The 17,996-nt window shown below is 70.8% G+C and carries 13 protein-coding genes and 1 pseudogene; 8 read left to right on the forward strand and 6 right to left on the reverse strand.

What is annotated here, in order from left to right:
- The 4 genes from VF106_RS40975 to VF106_RS40990 all read left to right on the forward strand — a co-directional run.
- A partial coding sequence (locus tag VF106_RS40975) for a fibronectin type III domain-containing protein (protein ID WP_330845411.1) occupies positions 1 to 1,294 on the forward strand: 1,294 nt, incomplete at its 5' end.
- A gap of 8 nt (positions 1,295 to 1,302) precedes the next feature.
- Positions 1,303 to 2,250 (forward strand): AAA family ATPase, encoded by a 948-nt coding sequence (locus VF106_RS40980; RefSeq protein ID WP_330845474.1) that lies wholly within the window; start codon positions 1,303 to 1,305, stop codon positions 2,248 to 2,250.
- Complete coding sequence (locus tag VF106_RS40985; RefSeq protein ID WP_330845412.1) at positions 2,250 to 3,407, forward strand: DUF58 domain-containing protein; 1,158 nt, start codon at positions 2,250 to 2,252, stop codon at positions 3,405 to 3,407. Before VF106_RS40980 ends, VF106_RS40985 begins: the two co-directional genes overlap by 1 nt.
- Positions 3,404 to 5,548, forward strand: coding sequence for a transglutaminase TgpA family protein (locus VF106_RS40990; protein ID WP_330845413.1), 2,145 nt, complete (start codon positions 3,404 to 3,406; stop codon positions 5,546 to 5,548). Before VF106_RS40985 ends, VF106_RS40990 begins: the two co-directional genes overlap by 4 nt.
- Here the strand turns inward: VF106_RS40990 and VF106_RS40995 are convergent.
- Positions 5,537 to 5,905 (reverse strand): hypothetical protein, encoded by a 369-nt coding sequence (locus VF106_RS40995; protein ID WP_330845414.1) that lies wholly within the window; start codon positions 5,903 to 5,905, stop codon positions 5,537 to 5,539. The genes VF106_RS40990 and VF106_RS40995 overlap by 12 nt on opposite strands.
- A 3-nt stretch (positions 5,906 to 5,908) precedes the next feature.
- Positions 5,909 to 9,412 (reverse strand): DUF8616 domain-containing protein, encoded by a 3,504-nt coding sequence (locus VF106_RS41000; protein ID WP_330845415.1) that lies wholly within the window; start codon positions 9,410 to 9,412, stop codon positions 5,909 to 5,911.
- Positions 9,413 to 10,377: 965 nt separating this feature from the next.
- On the opposite strand from VF106_RS41000, the gene VF106_RS41005 reads away from it, so the two are divergent.
- The 3 genes from VF106_RS41005 (at position 10,378) to VF106_RS41015 (ending at position 13,460) form a co-directional block, all read left to right on the forward strand.
- Positions 10,378 to 10,704: a hypothetical protein gene (locus tag VF106_RS41005; RefSeq protein WP_330845416.1), complete on the forward strand. Its 327-nt coding sequence runs from the start codon at positions 10,378 to 10,380 to the stop codon at positions 10,702 to 10,704.
- 1,502 nt (positions 10,705 to 12,206) lie between these two features.
- Positions 12,207 to 12,335 (forward strand): hypothetical protein, encoded by a 129-nt coding sequence (locus VF106_RS41010; protein WP_330845417.1) that lies wholly within the window; start codon positions 12,207 to 12,209, stop codon positions 12,333 to 12,335.
- Positions 12,336 to 12,836: 501 nt separating this feature from the next.
- Positions 12,837 to 13,460 (forward strand): hypothetical protein, encoded by a 624-nt coding sequence (locus tag VF106_RS41015; protein WP_330845418.1) that lies wholly within the window; start codon positions 12,837 to 12,839, stop codon positions 13,458 to 13,460.
- Between the two features lie 211 nt (positions 13,461 to 13,671).
- Here the strand turns inward: VF106_RS41015 and VF106_RS41020 are convergent, their stop codons facing one another.
- The 4 genes and pseudogenes from VF106_RS41020 to VF106_RS41035 all read right to left on the reverse strand — a co-directional run bounded on the left by VF106_RS41020 (position 13,672) and on the right by VF106_RS41035 (position 16,572).
- On the reverse strand, positions 13,672 to 14,775 hold the full coding sequence (locus VF106_RS41020) for a hypothetical protein (RefSeq protein ID WP_330845419.1): 1,104 nt from the start codon (positions 14,773 to 14,775) through the stop codon (positions 13,672 to 13,674).
- A gap of 658 nt (positions 14,776 to 15,433) precedes the next feature.
- Positions 15,434 to 15,820, reverse strand: a pseudogene (locus tag VF106_RS51220) (WXG100-like domain-containing protein); the annotation flags it as partial.
- 12 nt (positions 15,821 to 15,832) lie between these two features.
- Positions 15,833 to 16,189, reverse strand: a complete 357-nt coding sequence (locus tag VF106_RS41030; protein ID WP_330845421.1) for a hypothetical protein — start codon at positions 16,187 to 16,189, stop codon at positions 15,833 to 15,835.
- Positions 16,186 to 16,572 (reverse strand): YbaB/EbfC family nucleoid-associated protein, encoded by a 387-nt coding sequence (locus tag VF106_RS41035; protein ID WP_330845422.1) that lies wholly within the window; start codon positions 16,570 to 16,572, stop codon positions 16,186 to 16,188. The genes VF106_RS41030 and VF106_RS41035 overlap by 4 nt, the downstream gene beginning before the upstream one ends.
- A 120-nt stretch (positions 16,573 to 16,692) precedes the next feature.
- On the opposite strand from VF106_RS41035, the gene mycP reads away from it, so the two are divergent.
- On the forward strand, positions 16,693 to 17,961 hold the full coding sequence (gene mycP, locus VF106_RS41040; protein ID WP_330845423.1) for a type VII secretion-associated serine protease mycosin: 1,269 nt from the start codon (positions 16,693 to 16,695) through the stop codon (positions 17,959 to 17,961).
- Positions 17,962 to 17,996: the final 35 nt, after the last annotated feature.

The raw sequence follows: 17,996 nt of genomic DNA on the forward strand, positions 1-17,996 counted from the left end.
CCGGACCACGAACATGCTGGTCACCTATGACGCGCAGGGTGTTGTTCAGCAGAGCAAGGAGCTTCCGCCGGACAAGGGTGATCCGCGGTTGACTCGTGGTGAGGACGACCGCATCTACATCGACGGCGCCTCCGGCGAACATGTCGTCGTGGTGGACCGCGACGGCGACCTCACCGATGTGCCCATCAAAGACGGTGACGTGAAGCCCGCCAAGCCGACCGGCGGCAAGGACCCGGAAACCCCTGTGTCCACACCGAAACCGGACGCCGGCGTGCCCGCGTCGCCGGACACCGGGAAACCTGCCACCTCGCAACCGAACCCCGCGCCGCGACCGCCGGCCGCACAAACACAACCGCCGGTCACTCAGACCACCCCGCCCACCCAGACCACGCCGCCGCCGGTCGTGGAAGAGCAACCGCCGCCGGCTCCACCGGTGGTGCCGCCGAGCCCGCCGGGCGCGCCCACGGTCGTCAACGCGACCGCCGGCGACGCCTCCGCCACCGTCAGCTGGGGACCCGCGGCCGACAACCGGTCCGCCATCACCGGCTACACCATCACCTGGAACGGCGGCCAGACCACCGTCCCGGGCAACGCCCAGACCACCGTTGTTCCCGGCCTGGCCAACGGCACCACCTACACCTTCACGGTCACCGCGACCAACGGTGTCGGCACCGGTCCCGGCGCCGTGTCCAACCCGGTCACGCCCACTGCGCCCACGCGGCCGGCCAGTGCGCCAACCAACGTGAACGCCAGCCACAACCGCGCCAACAGCACCGCGACGATGAGCTGGGCACAGCCCGCGGACCTCGGTGGCGGCACGCTGCTGCACTACGTGGTGAGCGGCAACGGCCAGGAGTCGGTGACGACCGGTCAGACCTTCACGTTCAACAACATCACGAGCACGACGACGTTCACGGTCAGGGCGGTCACCCAGACCCCGAACGGGCAGGTCGACGGCGCGTCGGCCTCCGCGACCGTGAACGTCGTGGCCGGCACGGTCCAGATCTCCCAGGGCGCGCCGACACAGGAACAATGCGCGGGCGACCCCGAATGCGCGTGGGTGAACGTCGTGCTGACCAACATGCTGCCGAACACGAGCTACACGCTGACGGCGCAGGTGAGCGGACCGACCCCGATCAACCAGACCGGGTCGTGCACGACCGACGCGAACGGCTCCTGCTCGGCCACCCCGTTCGCCTACCACGAGGAAGGCCAGACAGTGACGGTCACGGCGCGCGCGCCGGACGGCACCACCACACGATCCAACAATTTGGTTTGGGAGAGCGTTTCGTGAGTCACCCCATGGCCGGTCAGGTGTACGAGCTGATCGCGGCCAACGTGCAAGGCGTGATTCGGGGGAAATCACAGCTGGTTCGGCTCGCGGTCGCGGGGCTGCTCGCCGAGGGGCACCTGCTCATCGAGGACGTGCCCGGCCTCGGCAAGACGACGCTGGCCCGCTGCCTCGCACGCAGCATCGGCGGCAGCTACAGCCGCATCCAGTTCACGCCCGACCTGCTGCCCAGCGACGTGACGGGCGTGCAGGTGTACCGGCAGGGCACGGAGACGTTCGAGTTCCGGCCCGGCGGGATCTTCGCCAACATCGTGGTCGCCGACGAGATCAACCGTGGCACGCCGAAGACACAGTCGGCGCTGCTGGAGGTGATGTCCGAGCGCACGGTGACCGTCGACTCGATCCGGCACGAGGTGCCGCGCCCGTTCCTGGTGGTCGCCACGCAGAACCCGATCGAGATGGAGGGCACCTACCGCCTGCCAGAGGCACAGCTGGACCGGTTCCTGATGCGACTGTCGGTCGGCTACCCGAACCTCGAGTCCGAGGTGCTGGTGATCATGAGTGACTGCGCTGGCGTCGGCCCCGACGAGCTGTCGCCGGTGGTCGACCTCAACACGCTCCAGAAGGCCGTCAACGAGGTGCGCTCGACCCACATCGACCCGGTCGTCGTCGAGTACGCCGCCCGGCTCACCGCCGCCACCCGCACACACGTGGCGTTGCGGTACGGCGCGAGTCCGCGCGGCAGCATCGCGCTGGTTCGTGCCGCGCAGGCGATCGCGGCCACCCACGGCCGGGACTACGTCACGCCGGACGACATCAAGGAAGTCGCGAAACCGGTCCTGGAGCACCGGCTGATCCTCACGTCCGAGGCGGAGCTCAACCAGCGCAGCACGAGCGACGTCGTCGACGAGGTGCTGGCGGCGATTCCGGCTCCCTCGGTCAGCGCAACGGTCGCGTAATGCCCCGGCTCACTCGCCGGGGATGGGCGGTGCTGGTGGCGGCCGTGGTCGCGTACGCCTCTGGCGTGTGGGTGGGTTTCCCCGTGCTCCGGGCGCTGGGCGGCGCCGGGATCGGTGCCGTGGCGGCCGCGCTCGCGGTGACCGCGCGCCGGCCGCGCGTCGTCGTCAGTCGGGAGGTGTACCCCGACCGCGTGCAGCGTGGCCGGCCGGCGTTCGCGCGTCTGCGTGTGCACAACGACAACCAGCGCCGGCACAGCGCCTTCACCGCGGGCGACCGCGTCGACGGCGGCTACCACTCGGTGGCCGTTCGCCCGCTCGCTCCCGGCGCGGACGCGGTCTACCACTACGAACTACCCACGGCCCGCCGCGGCCGCATCCAGGTCGGCCCGCTGACACTCGAACGCGTGGATCCGCTCGGCCTTGGCCGAAGCCACCTGGCCACCGGCGACACCACCACGATGTGGGTGCACCCCAGGACGTACCCGGTGCGTGCGCTGGTCGCCGGGCATCCCCGCCACCACCACGAGGGCCGCACCAGCGACGACTCCCCACACGGCACCCTCGACCTGCGGGACGTGCGTGAGTACGTGCCCGGCGACGAGGTCCGGCACCTGCACTGGAAGGCGATCGCCCGCACCGGCCGGCTGATGGTCCGCGACTACGTCGACCCGAACCAGCCCCGGTTCACCGCGCTGCTGGACACGCGTGCGGCCCTGCTGCCCCCGGATGTGTTCGAGGAGGCCGTGGACCTGACGGCGTCGCTGATGAACGCGGCCGCGGAGGCCGGTTACTGGTGCCGCCTGGTGACGACCGGCGGCGTCGACCTCAAGCCACGCAGTGGACAGCAGGCGGTGCGGCAGGTGCTGGACGAGTTGTGTGAGCTGACCCCGCTGACCGGCACGGCCCCGCTCGTTCCCGCGTCGCTTGGTCAGGCAGCCGATCGCGGCGGCACGCTGGTGGTGGTGTTGGCGAGCGCGTACCACGAGGACCTGGCGGCGGTCGCGACACTGCGGCCCCACTACGCGTCGACCGTGGTGATCACCCTGGCCGGCGGCACCGACACCGGCGTGACGATCGGCGTGCCCGGCGTCCAGGTGATCACGGCCCCGAACGCCCGAGGCGCCACCCGCCGCTGGAACGTGGCGGTGGCCGAATGACCCGCGTGACGCCGGAAGGACCAGCCCGGACCGTTCCCGTTCTCTCCGTGCTCCTCGCCGCCGTCGGGCCAGGGCTGCTCTTCGCGCCCGTCTTCGGGTTCACCCCGCTGCTCGTGCCTCTCGGACTGGTCGTGGTGACGGGGTTCGCCGTCGCCGAGGCGTGCCGGCGCTGGTCCGCGCTCGTGCCGTGGCGCGCGTTGCTCATGCTGTTCCTCGGGCTGGTGGCGCTCGTCGAGACGCTGCTGTTTCCCACCACCACGGGCGGGTTGCCGACCGGCGAGACGATCCGCGCGTTGAGCGCGGGCCTCACCGAGTCGTGGCAGCTGACCCTGCAGTCCACGTGGCCGGCGCGCTCTGACGCCGAACTGCTGCTGTTCGTCCCCCTGGCCGCGCTCGCCGCGTCCGTGCTCGCGGTCGAACTCCTGGCCAGGCTGCCGTGGCCACTCGTCGCGATGTTGCCCGGGCTCGCGGTGCTCGGGCTGAGCCAGGCCTACGTCGCGTTGACCGGGCTGACCGCGATGCTCGTCGCCGTCGGGTTCGCGGTGGTCGTGGCCGTGCTGCTGACGTCGACCGGTGCCAGCACCGCCGGTCCGCGAACCGCCCGCCGCCCGCTGGTCGCGCTGGTGATGACGGTGCCGACACTGGTCCTGGGTGTCGGCGGCGCACTGGTCGGCATGGCACTCGACCCTGCCGAGCGGCCCGCGTACTCGTTGCGGGACAAGCACTTCGCGCCCCTGCCACCCGAGCGCGTGGCGAGTCCACTCGACGAGCTGACCGAGCGCCTGCAGCACGCGGACGACGAGGTGTTCACCTACTCGACGGACGCCCCCGTCGACCGGTGGCGGCTCGTCGTGCTCGACCAGTTCAACGGCGTGACCTGGACGCCGAGCGTGCAGCCCCGGCGTCTCGGCACCGCGTTGCCGCCCGCGCCCTCGGTGACCGTGCCGGCGTCCGAGCACAGCGCGCACATCGAGTACTCCGAGCCGGAAGGGCCGTGGCTGCCGAGCCAGGCACTGCCGGCGTCGGTGACCGGGCTGGCGCCGCTCGTCGACGAGACGTCCGGCACGCTGATCGTCCCCGGCCGCGACGGCCCGGTCAGCTACGACCTGTCGTGGTGGGAGCCGACCGTGGCCGCCGATGTCCTCGGCGGCGCGGCGATCGACGGTAGCGCCCGCACGGGGTTCGGCGGCGTCGGTGAGGTGCCGGACGGCATTGCCGAGCTGGCACGAGAAGCCGTGCACAACACCCGGCCCGCGTTCCAGACCGCGCTGGTACTGGAGCGCTACCTGCGCGAGAACTACACGCTCGCGACCGGCGAGGACCTGCCGAGCGGCAGTGGCTGGCCGCAGCTGAAGACGTTCCTGCTCGACACCAAACGTGGCACGACCGAGCAGTTCGCCACCGCGTACGTGGTGCTGGCCCGCATGATCGGCCTGCCGGCACGGGTCGCCGTCGGCTACCGCGCGAGCGGCGCCGGCGAGGACATCGTCGTGCGGGGCGGTGACGTGCTCGCGTGGCCGGAGGTCGCGGTCGAAGGCGTCGGCTGGGTGCCGCTCGACCCGGCCGGCGCACCGAGCGGCACCGGCTCGAAGGCCAAGGGCCTGGCCGAGGTGACCGCCAAGGCCCGCGAGAACCTGCCGCCCCCGGAGGACGTGCGGGACCCACAGCTGCGTGAGGACCCAGCGTCCGAAGAGGACGCCGACGCGGGCGGATTCTCCGTGCCGGTCGTACCGATCCTGGTGGCGGTCGCCGCGCTGGTGGCCGTGTGGCTGCTCGGCGTGCCGCTCGCCTGGACAGCACGTGGTTGGCTCCGGCACCGGAGACCGGGCGCTCGGTCGGTGGTCGGCGCGTGGGCGGAGGCACGGGACCGGTTGCGGGCCCACGGGGTGCCGTTCACCGCCGGCATGACCGTGCGGGACATGGCGGGTGCCGCGGGACCGCTGGTCGACCAGTCCGTGGTGACCGGCCTGCACGAACTGGCCAGGACCGTCGACACGACGATGTGGTCGAGAAACGGGCCCGCGCAGTCGACCGCGGACGAGGCATGGTCGGCGGTGCGTGAGGTGCGCCGCGGTCTGTCCCGCCGCCCGTGGCGAGCCCGGCTGCGTGCGGCGCTGACCCTGCGGACCCTATTTCTGTAGCTCCGCGAGCGCCGCCCGCCACCCCGGCTCGTCCGGCATCGGGGCCACGTACTCGTGCGCGACGATGTGGGCCAGGAAGTCCGGTTCCGGCGCTATGCCGTGCTTCTCGACGTAGTACCGCAGGCCTGTGCTCCAGATCCAGATGCCGTCGGTACGGGTCGAGATCGGCACGAGCTGTCCGTTCGCCGGCTCGATCCGGTCGACGTCCGACCCGGGCACCCGCAGGATCATCTTGCCGCCACGGAGAAAGCTCGCGATACGAGCCCGCTCGTCCGGATCGGTGATCCGCGGCCGGTCCGGCGCGAACGTCCACTCACCGGCACTGTCTCTCCCGTCGAAGAGTCGGGCGATCCGCATGACTCACTCCCTTCCGGCCGTGACGTTCCTCGGCTCGTAGACGCGCCACGCGCCAGCCGGTTTCTCGACGGGTGACGGCTCGTTGTAGACCTCCAGGGTGCCCGACGACAGCGTGGCGAAGTCACCCGTCACCGCGCTGGCGTTGATGAGGACGGGCACCCCGAGCATGTCCGCGAACCGCTGCACGAACTCGGGATCGACGCTGCCTTCGCGGATCTGGATGCGGATCGGGCCGTCGGTCCAGTCGCCGCTCTCGGCGACGATGTTGGCCAGCTCGTCCGGCCAGAGCCGCTCCGCTCCGGTGTAGACGGTCGGTCCGCTGCGCAGCAGCGCCAGCTCGCCGACCTCCGGGATCAGCTCCATCTCCCGCATCTCACCGATCCGCACCTCTTCGTAGTGCGGCCACGCGAGCCCGGGCAGAGCTGCTGTCGGCGGTGCCGGCGCAGGCGCCTGACCCGGTGACTCCGGCGCGGGCTCGGCGTCGGGCCTCGCCTCGCGCGGGACCGCCGGCTCGAACACGCGCATCCGGCTCGTCGGCGGGATCACCGCGCGGACGCTGCCGTCCGGACCGACCTCGCTCGTGGTCACGATCGCCTGACCGTCCGGGCCGACACCGGCGTGGTCCACCGGCGCCTTCACCCTGACGCCGAGCCGGTCGGCGAGCTGTTTCGCGAAGCCGTTGTCCTGTTTGCCGGTCTCGCACGCCAGCAGCCGAATCGGTTGGCCGCTCCACTTGCCGTCCATCTCGATGAGCTGCGCGAGGTCCTCGACCGTGAGCCGGTCCTCGCCGATGCGCACCGAGTCCGCGTGGCCGTGCATGTCGATCGTGTACCAGCCGGGGTCCGGCTGAAGATCGGCGGCGTCGTCCAGGTTGTCGTCCCCGGGCGCGTAGTACGCCCGACCGGCCGGGGTGTCGACGCTCTGGTTGAAATAGGACTGGAGGTCTCCCGCGGGCCGGGTGCCGGGCTCGCCGCCCCGGAAGCCTGGCGGCTTCCGGTTCGCCCTGCGCTCCGCCGCGTCCTTCAGCAGGGTTTCCTCGTCGTCCGGCAGCGGTTTGCCGTAGTCCTTGTCGTTCTCGTCCGTCATCGTCTTGTACGCCTTGTACAGCTCCGCCATATCCGTGCGGGCCTGTTTGAGCGGCTCGGTGTTGCCGGTCTCGATGGCGTGGGCCTCGAAGATGCGGACCCGTTCGACGAGGCGGGTCATCCGCTTCAGCGCCAGCGCGCGGTGACCGATCAGCGCGATCGCCCTCGGCTCGTGCCGCAGAAGCTCGGTCTCTTCCTTGACGAACTTCTTGATCTGCGTCGCGTCTGTGGGGTCCGTCGGCTGGGTCACCGTCGGCGTCGGCTTCCGCGTCGTGTTGCCGGTTACTGCCGCGTCGATCTCCCGCTTCATGATCTCGAAAGCGATCTCCTTCAGCGCCTCGGCCGTCGCTTCCTCGATCGGCCGTTCCCGGTCGCGGTCGCGGAAGATCGTCTCGTTGACCTTGTTCTGCTCGTTGCGCCGCAACGCGTACTTCGGGAGGAACGTGACGGCCAGCGCGGTCCCCACCGCGCTGATGACGACGATCCCGGTGGGGTTCTGGTTGAACCACTCCGTCGCGCCCCACATGGCGCCGTACAACGAGCCGGCCTGCATGGAGCTCTGCACCGCGAACGCCACGATCCCCTGACGACCCGCGGGCCGTTTCTTCGGGTTGGTAACCACGTCACGCTGCTCAGGACTGGGGACCGGCGTCCGGTCGGTGTCTGGCGGGCCCCCGTGCGCGACCTCCGCGTCTCGGATCAGGTTCTCGAACCCGTCCAGCACGTCGTTCATGAACTCCTCTTGGAGATCCACGTGCTCGGCGATTCTGTTGCCGAAGTCGAACTTGACCTGGTCGACGATCTTGCGGTACTCCCTGCTGACGAACCCCCAGTCCATGAGCGAGCCGATGACGATACCCGCCCCGGCCCGCGCGAGACCGGTGTAGAGAATGTCGATCGGGTTCGCGCTGACCTGGTGATCGGCCCCGATGGGGTTGAAATGCTTGTCCAGCCAGCCGACGACGCCGTCGGGAGCGTCGGGTGGCGGAGCAGGCGGGGCATTGGGATCCGGCGGGTTCATGTGTTTTTCCGCCCAGCCGGTGCCGGCCCGGGCGACGTCACCGGACTGCCCACCGACCTGGTTGACGCCGTACCAGGTTGGCAGGCTCCACTTGACGTCGTTGGGCTTCTCGGCCTTCGTGACCGGTGTCACGGCCGCCGACGCGGTTCCCCTGACACGGTCGACACGGTCGAGGAGGTTGTGCAGTTGGGCCAGGGCTTTCTCGTCGAACTTCGCGACCGTGATCTCGTGCTTGCGGCCCTCGTTGTCGAGCCGCGCCCACTCCTGCGGGACGAGCCTCTTGCGGAGGTACTTCTCGTGCATGGTCCCGAAAGCCGCCGCACCGATCGCGACACCCCAGTGTGCCGCGTAGGTCCACCACGGCAACCCGCCCAGCATGGCGAACGGGGTGGTCGACGCGGCGCCGATGAGCGGCGGGAGACCACGGAAGTAGAACCGTTTCTTCTTGCCGTGGTTGGTCTTCTCCCCACCGTCCGGCGCGTCCGGCTCTCTGGGCGGCTTACTGCGGAGACCGGTGACGTGCAGACGTTGGAACAGCCTGTCGAGGTCGCTCCTGCGGCGCACAGCCCGCGCGTGGGCACGCTTCTGGTTGTTGAGCCCGTGTCCCTTGTCCACCCGGGTCTTGTCACGAAGGCCGATCCACTGCTTGGCGATCGTCCCGCCGATCGCGGTCACCGTGGTCGTCGTCCATACCGCGTACGTCATCACCGGCGGCGCACCGGTCTGCAGCATGGCCCAGCCCGCGGCCCAACCCGTCGCCATCTCGGTGGGCAGTTGGATGAGGTAGAAGGCCTTCCACCCGGGATAACCGTTGGGCGGCTTGGCCCATGCCGGCCGAGGCGTCCCCTCCTTGGCGTATGCGGAAACGATGGTCTCGACGCTTGAGACGGCCTTCCGCTGCTTCGCGACGGGATCGTCGGCATGCATGCCGAGGTTCTCGATGAGCGTCTTCATCTCGTGCGCCATCCGGCGCCGCCGGACCGCCCGGTCGAGGTGCCGAACCTCCGCCTCCCGCCCACGATCCGCAACGGACGGGGTCGGATGGTCACCCGGGTGGGTGTCGCGATCGAGGGCGTTGTCGGTGACCCGCGCGCCGTTCTGCAGGATTTCACTGGCCTGAGCGACAGCGTTGGCAACCACCCGGTCGATGGTGTTCAGCTTGACGTGCGAGGAAATCCGTATCTCGGCGACTTGGCCGGCCTGGACAACCTCAACCTCCGCGTGCGCCCGATTGTCGATCTTCCCGGTAACGGTGACCCGCACCGTGAACGTCGAGTCGTTCCCGTCGTCCCTCGTCACGACGAAGTGATCAGACTGGTTCGGCTCCGGCGTGACACTCTTGATCCGCGCGTCCGCCTTGAGCTGCACGCCAACCATGACCGCGAGCGCCCGCTTCTTCACCTTCGCCGCGGTGTGGTGAGCGATCCGCGTGGCCGCGAACCGCGAATGACGAACCGCCTCGACCCGACTCCGCGTACCCGGCGACAACTCCCGCGACCCGGACGGCGCCGCCTGCTGAGGCTGCGCAGCGGCAGGCGCATTCTGCCCGGCCGGCGCGGCATTCGAACCCGAATTGGCCCGACTGCGTGACGGTTTGGTGGATCCGCTTTGTCCGCTGGTTGGTCCTGCGATTGTGCCGGAGTTTGATCCTGATGCGGTTTGGTTGGGTGTGTTGGTGGATCCGGTTTGTGCGCTGGTTGGTCCTGCGATTGTGCCGGAGTTTGATCCTGGTCCGGTTTGGTTGGGTGTGTTGGTGGATCTGGTCTGCCCGCTCGGTGGTCCTGTAATTGCGCCCGGGTTCGGACTCGACCCGGCTTGACTGCGTGACGCGTTGACGGGCCCGCTTCGCCCGCTGGTCGACCCCGCCGCCGCGCCGGAGCCGGATTGGGTCCGCCCAGACGGGGCAGCGTTGACCGCTGTCGAGCCGGTGGCTGTTGGGCCGGGTGTTGGGCTTGGCTTGGTGGGTTTGGTGCGTGCCGATCCGGTTGGCGTCGCGCCAGTCGGAGTCGAACCCGGAGCGGCTGGGCCGCCGGGTGTCGGTGCGGCGGGGTTGGTTGGGCTGGCCGCGTTGGGTGTTGGACTTGGATTGGCGGTATTGGTGGGTGTCGGTCCGGCTGGGTTCGCGCCAGCCGGGGTTGAGCCTGGTGCTGGCCCGGTGGGTGTTGGTGTAGCGGTGGCGGGGTTGGCCGCGTTGGGTGTGGGGCTTGGGTTGGCCGCGCTCGGTGTTGGGCTCGCGCCGATGGGTGGCGGTGCGGTGGCAGTGGGGTTGGCCGCGTTGGGTGTTGGGCCTGGGGCGGCCGGCCCTGTGGGTGCGGCGGCAGAGGGGTTGGCCGAGTTGGGTGAGTTTGGTCCGCTGGGTGTTGGGCTTGGGGCAGCGGGGTTGGTGGGTGTCGGTCCGGCTGCGGCCGTGCCAGTCGGAGTTGAACCTGGGGCGGCTGGGCCGCCGGGTGTCGGTGCGGCGGGGTTGGTTGGGTTGGCTGCGCTGGGCGCTGGGCTTGGGGCGGTTGGCCCGGCGGGTGCGGTGGGGTTGGCCGAGTTGGTGGGGTTTGGTCCGCTGGGTGTTGGGGTTGGGGCTGCCGGGTTGGTGGGCGTCGGTCCGCTTGTGCCAGACGAGGTTGAGCCTGGGGCGGCTGGCCCACTGGGTGACGGTCCGGCGACGGCTTGCCCGGTGGGGCTGGCTGGGCGCGGGTTGACGGCAGGCGCGTTGCTGCCTGCTGATTGTGAAGCGGTGTGTCCGGGACTGGCTGGGCCACCCGGCGCCGACTGAGTGGGAGCCGACCCGGTGGCGGCTGGACCGCTCGCGGTTTGGTTGGGCGATGCCGCTCCCGTGGCGGCTTGGTTTGTGGGAGTTGAGCCGGTGGTCGGTGTTGGGTTTGGGGTGGTTTGTCCCGGGCTGGCTGGGCTGGTTGGGGCTGCTCCGGTCGCGGCTGGGCCGCTTGGGGTGCGATTGGCTGGCACCGCTCCCGGGGCGGCTTGGTTTGCGGGAGTTGAGCCGGTGGTCGGTGCTGGGTTTGGGGTGGTTTGTCCCGGGCTGGCTGGGCCGGTCGGCGCTGCTCCGGTCGCGCCTGGCCCACTCGGCGTGGGGTTGGTTGACGCTGGCCCGGTGGCAGCTTGGTGGGGGGGAACTGAGGCGGTGGGTGGGTTGGTAGGTGCGGGAGTGTTGTACCCGGACCCGGTTGGGTTGGTTGGGGTCGGTCCGGTGGCAGTTGGGCTTGTGGGAGCTGAGCTGCTCGACGGGTTGTTCGGTGCTGGGTTTGAGGTGGTCTGTCCGGAGCCAGCAGGGCCGGTCGGGCCGCTTGAGGTGGGATTGGTCGGCGCTCCCGTGGCCGCTTGACTCGTGGGAGTTGCGCTGGCGGGCGGGTTGTTAGGTCCTGAGCCGACTGGGCCCGTCGTGTTCGGGCCCGTGGCGGCTGGGCTGCCCGGTGGTGTGGTGTTCGCGGATGCGGCTTGGGCCGCGGAGCCCGGGGGGTTCGACGGCGTTGGCGGGGTGGTCGGCGTCGGGGCCGGGTTTGGTGGCGCGGCGCTGCCGGGCGACGCCGGGGCCGCCGGGTTGGTGGCTGGTGTGTTGGGCGCGGCTTGAGTGGTGCCGCCCGGTGGCGTGGCGCTGCCCGACTTGGCTGGCGGGGCGGTCTGTCCCGTGTTGCCAGGCGCGGGAGTTTGTGGTGCCGGTGTGGCAGGCGAAGCCGCGCCCCCGCCGTGTGATGGGGGCCGGTTCGGGCCGGCGGGGGGGTTGGCCGACGGGCTCGGTGGGGCCTGTGGCGGGTCGCCGGGTAGTTCGGGTGGGATGTTGACGAGGTGTGGGCCGCCTTCTTCGGTGTACTGGCGGCGGCCGGAGAGGTTTCTGACATCCGCCAGCAGGCCCGCGCAGTTCGCGCAGAACGGTGCCAGCACCGGGCCGTCCGTGCGGGTGAACCAGACGTCGGCGAGCAGGTCGCTGAGTTCGACGTCATCGCTCACGTGTAGGTGCTCGTTGGCGGCGCGGACCTCCGCGTGCCGGAACAGCGGCTCGCCGTGCAGGCCCGGCAGGTCCGATCGTTCCGGTCCTGGCGCCGGTGTGCCGTCTTCGTTCCACAGTGGATAGTGGGCCGGCCTTCTCAGCTGCTGTTCGCTCGTGCGGAGCTTCGGGTGTACGTGCGACGTGGGCGTGATCTCGGTGTGTTTCTGCCCGTTCGTCGACTCGAAAACCTGGCCCGTCTTGATGTTCAGCACCACCGCGACCACGTCGCCGGTCTCCACGCCGGACGGGTTCTTCAACAACTTCGCCCGGAAGTACACCTCCGCGCGGTGTTTGGCCAGCTCCCGCAGCTTCTTCTCGACCGGCTGACCGTCGATCGCCGTGATCACACCGTCCACGATGGTCAGTCGGCCCGGGCTGAACGTGCCAAGGAGATGCACTTCCGGCTGGACGGTGATGCCCGGGGCGTCCGGCTGCCGGTTCGGGTCGCCCGTCTCCGGTTGAGCGGCGCGGACCGGCGGTGGCTGAGTGTCCGGAGTGGACGCCTGCCACGCCTCCAACGCCGCTTCCAAGGCCTTCTCGGAAGCTGCGTTGGCCTTCGCGGCAGCGTCTCGTGCGGCCTGGACGTCGTCGTTGGACACCCGACCGCCGGTCTGGTTGGCGGCCTTCTCCGCGACCTGCTCGGCCTGGTTGGCGGCTTCCTCAGCCTGGTAGGCCTTCTGCTCGGCGTTCTGTGACTGCCTCGCGGACTCCTTGACCGCCTTCAGCGCTTCCTTGGCCGCTTCCTCCGTACCCTCGGCCAATGCCCGTTGCACGGCGTCCCGGGCCTTCGCGGCCGCCGCCAATGCGTCCGCGGCCGCCTTCTCGGCTATGCGCGCCTTGTCCGCGACCTTCTGGGCAATCTTCCTGACCTTCTTGGCGGAGATTTCCGGGTCGCCGTCCGGACTGCTCGCGGGACCCGGGCCGGTGGTGCCGGAACCGCCGTTGTTGCCGCCCGCACCTCGGCCAGCCGCGCCGTTGCCCGCATTCGACGGCGTCGCACCGGAGTTGGGATTGCCGGTCGTGCTGGAGTTCCCCTGGCTCGACGGTGTCTTCGCCCCGGCCGGGGGTGTGGCGTTCGGATCGGGTTGGCTGGTCGCCGGACCGGTGCCCGTCGTCGGCTGGGACGCCGGATCCGGGTTCGGGGCCGAACCTCTCAGGCGCGGTTGCCAGCCGGCGGGGAACGACTGCTCGCCGATCCGCACGCGCGTCGGCTTCGCCTTGTTCGTCGGTTCCGTAGTGCCTTCCGGCGGGGCGGCCGCCGCTGCCGCCTGCGCGACAACCGCGGCGCCGGACGCCGTGACGACGAACCTGGTCGACTCCTCGCTTTCCGAGGTGGACTGCTGCTGGACGGTCTGCTCGGCCTCGGGTGCGGCTTTGTCGGCCGCTTCCGGCCGGTCGGTGCTGGCGGCCGGCGGGGTCTTGCTCTGCGGAGCGCTGTTGGTGCCCTGCTGAGTGGCGGCACTCGACTTGCCGGCCTGCGTGGAGTTGTTGGTCTGGTTGGGAGCTGTGTTGTTGGCCTGGCCGGATGCGTTGTTGGCTTGGCCGGATGCGTTGGTGGCCTGGCTGGCCGCGGCCGGTGGGGCGGTCGAGGTGGTGTGCGTCGGGGCGGCCGTGTGCGTCGGGGCCGCGCCCACCGCGCCGAACCCGCCCGTGGACTGGCTACCTACGTTCGACTGCTCGCCGGCCCGCGTCGCACCCTTGTCCACTTCGGACTGGACATCGCCCACCTTGGAAGCGTCGCTACCCGGCTGGTCGCTCGAACTGCCTGCGTCGCCGGCCTGCGAGCCATCGGCATTGGCGCCGGACTCGCCGGGCTGACCACTGCCCGCGTCGCCGGACTGGGTGCCACTCGCGTCGGCACCAGAGCCGCCGTCTTGTGTGCCGCCAGCATTGGCGTCGGAGCCGCCGGTTTGCGTACCGTCGGCGCCTGAGCCGCCAGTCTGCGCGCCGCTTGCATCGGCGCCTGTTCCTCCGGTTTGGGTACCGCCGGCGTTGCCGCCTTGCGTGCCTCCGGCGTCAGCGCCGGTGTTGCCGGTCTGTGTGCCGCCGGCGTCGGCGCCCCCGGTTTGAGTGCCGTTGGCGTTGCCGCCTTGCGTGCCTCCGGCATCGGCACCGGTGTTGCCGGTCTGTGTGCCGCCGGCGTCGGCGCCCCCGGTCTGGGCGCCGCCAGCGTTCCCGCCTTCGTTGCCGCCCTGGGTGCCTCCGGCATCAGCGTCTGCGCCATCGCCCTGTGTTCCGCCGGCGTCGCCGCCGGTCTGGGCACCACCCGCATCGCCCGCGCCCACGCCGGCCCCGGCTCCCGCTCCAGCGCCAGCCCCGGCTCCAGCGCCAGCTCCGGCGCCTGCCCCGGCCCCGGCTCCGGCTCCGGCCCCGGCTCCGGCTCCGGCGCCTGCTCCGGCGCCGGCTCCGGCTCCTGCTCCGGCGCCGGCACCTGCGTCGGCCCCAGCACCGGCTCCTGCTCCGGCCCCGGCACCTGCGTCAGCGCCCGCTCCGGCGTCGCCCCCAGCTCCGGCTCCGGCTCCAGCGCCCGCGTCGGCCCCAGCTCCAGCCCCAGCTCCAGCTCCCGCGCCTGCCCCAGCTCCAGCGCCGCCGCCTGCCCCACCGCCTGCCCCACCGCCGGCGCCTGCTCCGCCGCCTGCGCCCGCGCCGCCAGCTGCGCCAGCTCCAGTGCCGCCGCCACCTGCTCCACCGCCAGCTCCACCGCCCGAGCCGGCACCTCCGCCAGCGCCAGCCCCACCTCCGCCAGCGCCAGCTCCGCCGCCGCCAACCCCGCCTGCGCCGCCTCCGGGGGGTGGTGGTGGGGAACCGGACACCCGGTCGGCCCAGTCGTTGGCGATCTGGCCGCCGTTCGGGTGCATCTGCTGTACGTGGTCGATCACCATCGAGCGCGGGGCGCCCGTGATCGCGGCGGCGGCGCCGTTGTTCTTGATCTCGTTGCCGTAGCCGTCCAGGTCGGTCAGTGCGTCGGGGTTGTTGTAGTTGTTGACGACGTAGCTCGCCGTCGGGGAGGTCACGAAGTTGTTCGCCGCGCCGCTGAGGCCGGTGTTGATGTTCCTCGCCACGTTCGACGGCATGATCCGGTTGAGGCCGGCGCCGGTGGCCAGGCTCAGCGGGTTCAGCGCCTTGCCAACGCCCTCACCGATGATCCCGCCGACGCCGCCGGTGGCGGCGGCCTTGCCGGTACGGCCGAAGTCGAAGCCGTCCTGTAGTCCCATCTGCATGCTGGCGAGCTGGGTGGCGGTGTCGATGATGGCCTCGTCGATCGCCTCTTTGCCGATCTCGACCACGCCCTTGCTGGCCAGACTCAACGCGCGGGCCATGCTGCCGCCCGCGGTCCGGCCTATGAGGCTCGAGACCATTCCGGTCAGGCGGCCGGCGATGGCGCGGGCGAGGCCCTGGGCGAGGAAGCCGCCGGCCGGTCCGAAGGCCATCAGTGCCCCGTACAGGGCGACGTTGGCGGCCAGCTCGACGATGATGTTGATGCGTGCCTCGCGGAGCGAGTCGCCGTACTCCTTCGCGCCGTCGCCGAGCGTGCGCATGTTCTCGCCGACCATGCGGAAGCTCTCCGGCAGTTTCCGCAGCAGGTAGGTGAACTGGACGCCTGCCACGTCCAGCCAGACCGTCTCCGACACCTTGGCCTGCGCCTCGATGGCGTCCGCGGCGTCGTCCATCGTCTTGCCGATGGCCTTCAGCTCGTCGGCAAGGTCCCACGCGTCCTGCTCGCTGTCCGGCGGCCACACCTGGTCGATCGTGTGGCTCTTGACCGCCTCCCACAGATCACCCGCGGGTTCGGTTATCCAGTCCCACCCCATCGCAGGCCGGCCTCAGAAGTCGAACGCTTGGCCGGCCGCCAGGTCGTTCTCCACATAGAGCGGCGGCGCCTCGGAGCCTGATTTCGAGAGCTTGCCCAGACGGTCCACCTGCTGTGGGACGAACTTGTTGATCGCGTCCCACGCAGGGTCGTACTGCTCCTTGAACCCCTCGCCCATCGGGCCGTCGCCGAGCTTGCCAGCGAGGTCCTCGGCCTTCTTGCTGTGGGTGTCCCACCCCTTCTTGACGGCGGTGAAGACATCCGCGATGTCGGTCATCATCTTCGCGGCCGGATCCGGGTACATGTCGATGCCGGCACCGTCGACGTCGACGCCGGTGTAGCCCTGGTCTCCGGGAAGGGGTGGAGTCATCGCCGTCCCTCCTCGGACCTGGCCTTCTCGATCAGCTGCAGCGCCGGGTCGAACATCGGGTCGAAGTCGTCGCCCTGCTTGGCCTGGGGAGCGAGCTTCTTGGCGAACGTCGTCGCCTCGCGCCCTGCGTCCTCGGCCGCGTCGTGGACCGCGGCGACGATCTTGGTGGCGAGCTCGATCGCGTTGCGGTCGCGGTAGATCCGTGGGTCGAGCTCCAGCTCCACCAGCTCACCGCGCCCGCCGACCACCGCGGTGACGAGGCCGTCGTCGGAGTAGCCGGTGCCGCGGATCTCGTCGATGCCGTCCTGTATCGCCCGCACGTGCTCGGCGAGGCGGGCGTACTCGGCGAGTCGCCCGGTCAGCTCGGTGGTCGATCGCTCCAACGGTGGCACCTCCCCAACTCACGTTCCAGGGTGAACGCCGGCTAACGGTTCCTGGCGGCGTTGACCGGTTCCGGCCACGTGTCCCGTGGCACGACACGGGGAACCGGAGGATCGGTGTTCATGAGAGTTCTCGCCGTTGCCGTGCTCGCGGCCACCGCCGCGATCGGGCTGCCGGCGACAGCGGCCGCCGCGCCGCCGGTCGGCGCCTGCCGTGGCGAACCCGATCCGCCGCGGGAGGTCGTCACCCAGCTGCCGTGGGCCCAGCAGCTCCTCGACCTGAACCGCACCTGGCCGCACAGCACGGGTGCCGGCGTCACCGTGGCAGTCGTCGACTCCGGAGTGGACGGTGATCACCCGCAGCTGCAGGGAAAGGTGTTGCCCGGCGCGGACTTCTTCCTCGTCGGTGACCTGCCCGGCAACTTCGACTGCATCGCGCACGGCACCGCGGTCGCCTCGATCATCGCCGCGTCACCGGTGGCCGGGGTCGGTTTCCGTGGTGTGGCGCCGGATGCCCGGATCCTGCCGGTGCGGATCACCGACCGCGAGCTCACCGAGGGCGGCACGACGGTGCCGATCAACCCGAACGTCGTCGCCGACGGCGTCCGCTACGCGGCGGACAGCGGCGCGAAGGTGCTCAACCTGTCGATGTCCGGTTACGCCGACTTCCCGGCGATCCGCGACGCGATCGGGTATGCCCAGGACAAGGATGTGCTCGTCATCGCGGCCGCCGGCAACCACGACGCCGCCGGTGCGCCATCGTTCCCCGCCTCCTACGACGGGGTGCTCGGCGTCGGCGGCATCACCATCGACGGTGTTCGCGCGGAGGGCTCCCAGGTCGGCTCCTATGTGGACCTGGTGGCGCCCGGCGAGGCCGTGCTCGCCGCGTCACGCGTGTCCGGTCACCAGTACCTGGCCGGCACCAGTTTCGCCGCGCCGTTCGTGGCCGGGGTGGCCGCGCTCGTGCGTTCGGCGTATCCGGACCTCACCGCGCCGCAGGTCGCCGAACGTCTGCTCGCGACCGCGGATCCCGCGCCAGGAGGGAAGAACAGTCTCGAGTACGGTGCCGGGATCGTCGACCCCTACCGCGCGGTCACCGAGGACCTCTCCGACCGCGAGCCGCTCGCCGCACCCGCGGTGTCCCCGAAACCGCCGGATCTCAATGAACTCCGCGAGGCCGCGTGGTGGGCGGACATGAGCGCCGGCGCGAAGATCGGCGCCGGGCTGGTGGTCGCGGCCATCGTCGTCGCCGTGGTCCTCGCGGTCGCGCTGCCGAGGGCCCGCCGCCGGCGTTGGATCGCCTCCCGCCGTGAGGAACTCCCCGACACCCCGGGTCACATCGAGACACCGGACCAGATCTTCCTGTTCCCTACCGGCAGCCGAACGCCCTGAAGGGCACCCTTGGGACGGTCAACGTCCTGAGGGTG

The sequence above is a fragment of the Actinophytocola sp. genome (genome assembly GCF_036378875.1).
GTDB lineage: Bacteria > Actinomycetota > Actinomycetes > Mycobacteriales > Pseudonocardiaceae > Actinophytocola.

Excerpts from the sequence above, each read along its gene's own strand:
- VF106_RS40990 (WP_330845413.1), top strand. The coding sequence starts at position 3,404 with ATGACCCGCGTGACGCCGGAAGGACCAGCCCGGACCGTTCCCGTTCTC.
- mycP (WP_330845423.1), top strand. The coding sequence starts at position 16,693 with ATGAGAGTTCTCGCCGTTGCCGTGCTCGCGGCCACCGCCGCGATCGGG.
- VF106_RS40980 (WP_330845474.1), top strand. The coding sequence starts at position 1,303 with ATGGCCGGTCAGGTGTACGAGCTGATCGCGGCCAACGTGCAAGGCGTG.
- VF106_RS41015 (WP_330845418.1), top strand. The coding sequence starts at position 12,837 with ATGCGCGCCTTGTCCGCGACCTTCTGGGCAATCTTCCTGACCTTCTTG.
- VF106_RS40995 (WP_330845414.1), bottom strand. The coding sequence starts at position 5,905 with ATGCGGATCGCCCGACTCTTCGACGGGAGAGACAGTGCCGGTGAGTGG.
- VF106_RS40985 (WP_330845412.1), top strand. The coding sequence starts at position 2,250 with ATGCCCCGGCTCACTCGCCGGGGATGGGCGGTGCTGGTGGCGGCCGTG.
- VF106_RS41030 (WP_330845421.1), bottom strand. The coding sequence starts at position 16,189 with ATGACTCCACCCCTTCCCGGAGACCAGGGCTACACCGGCGTCGACGTC.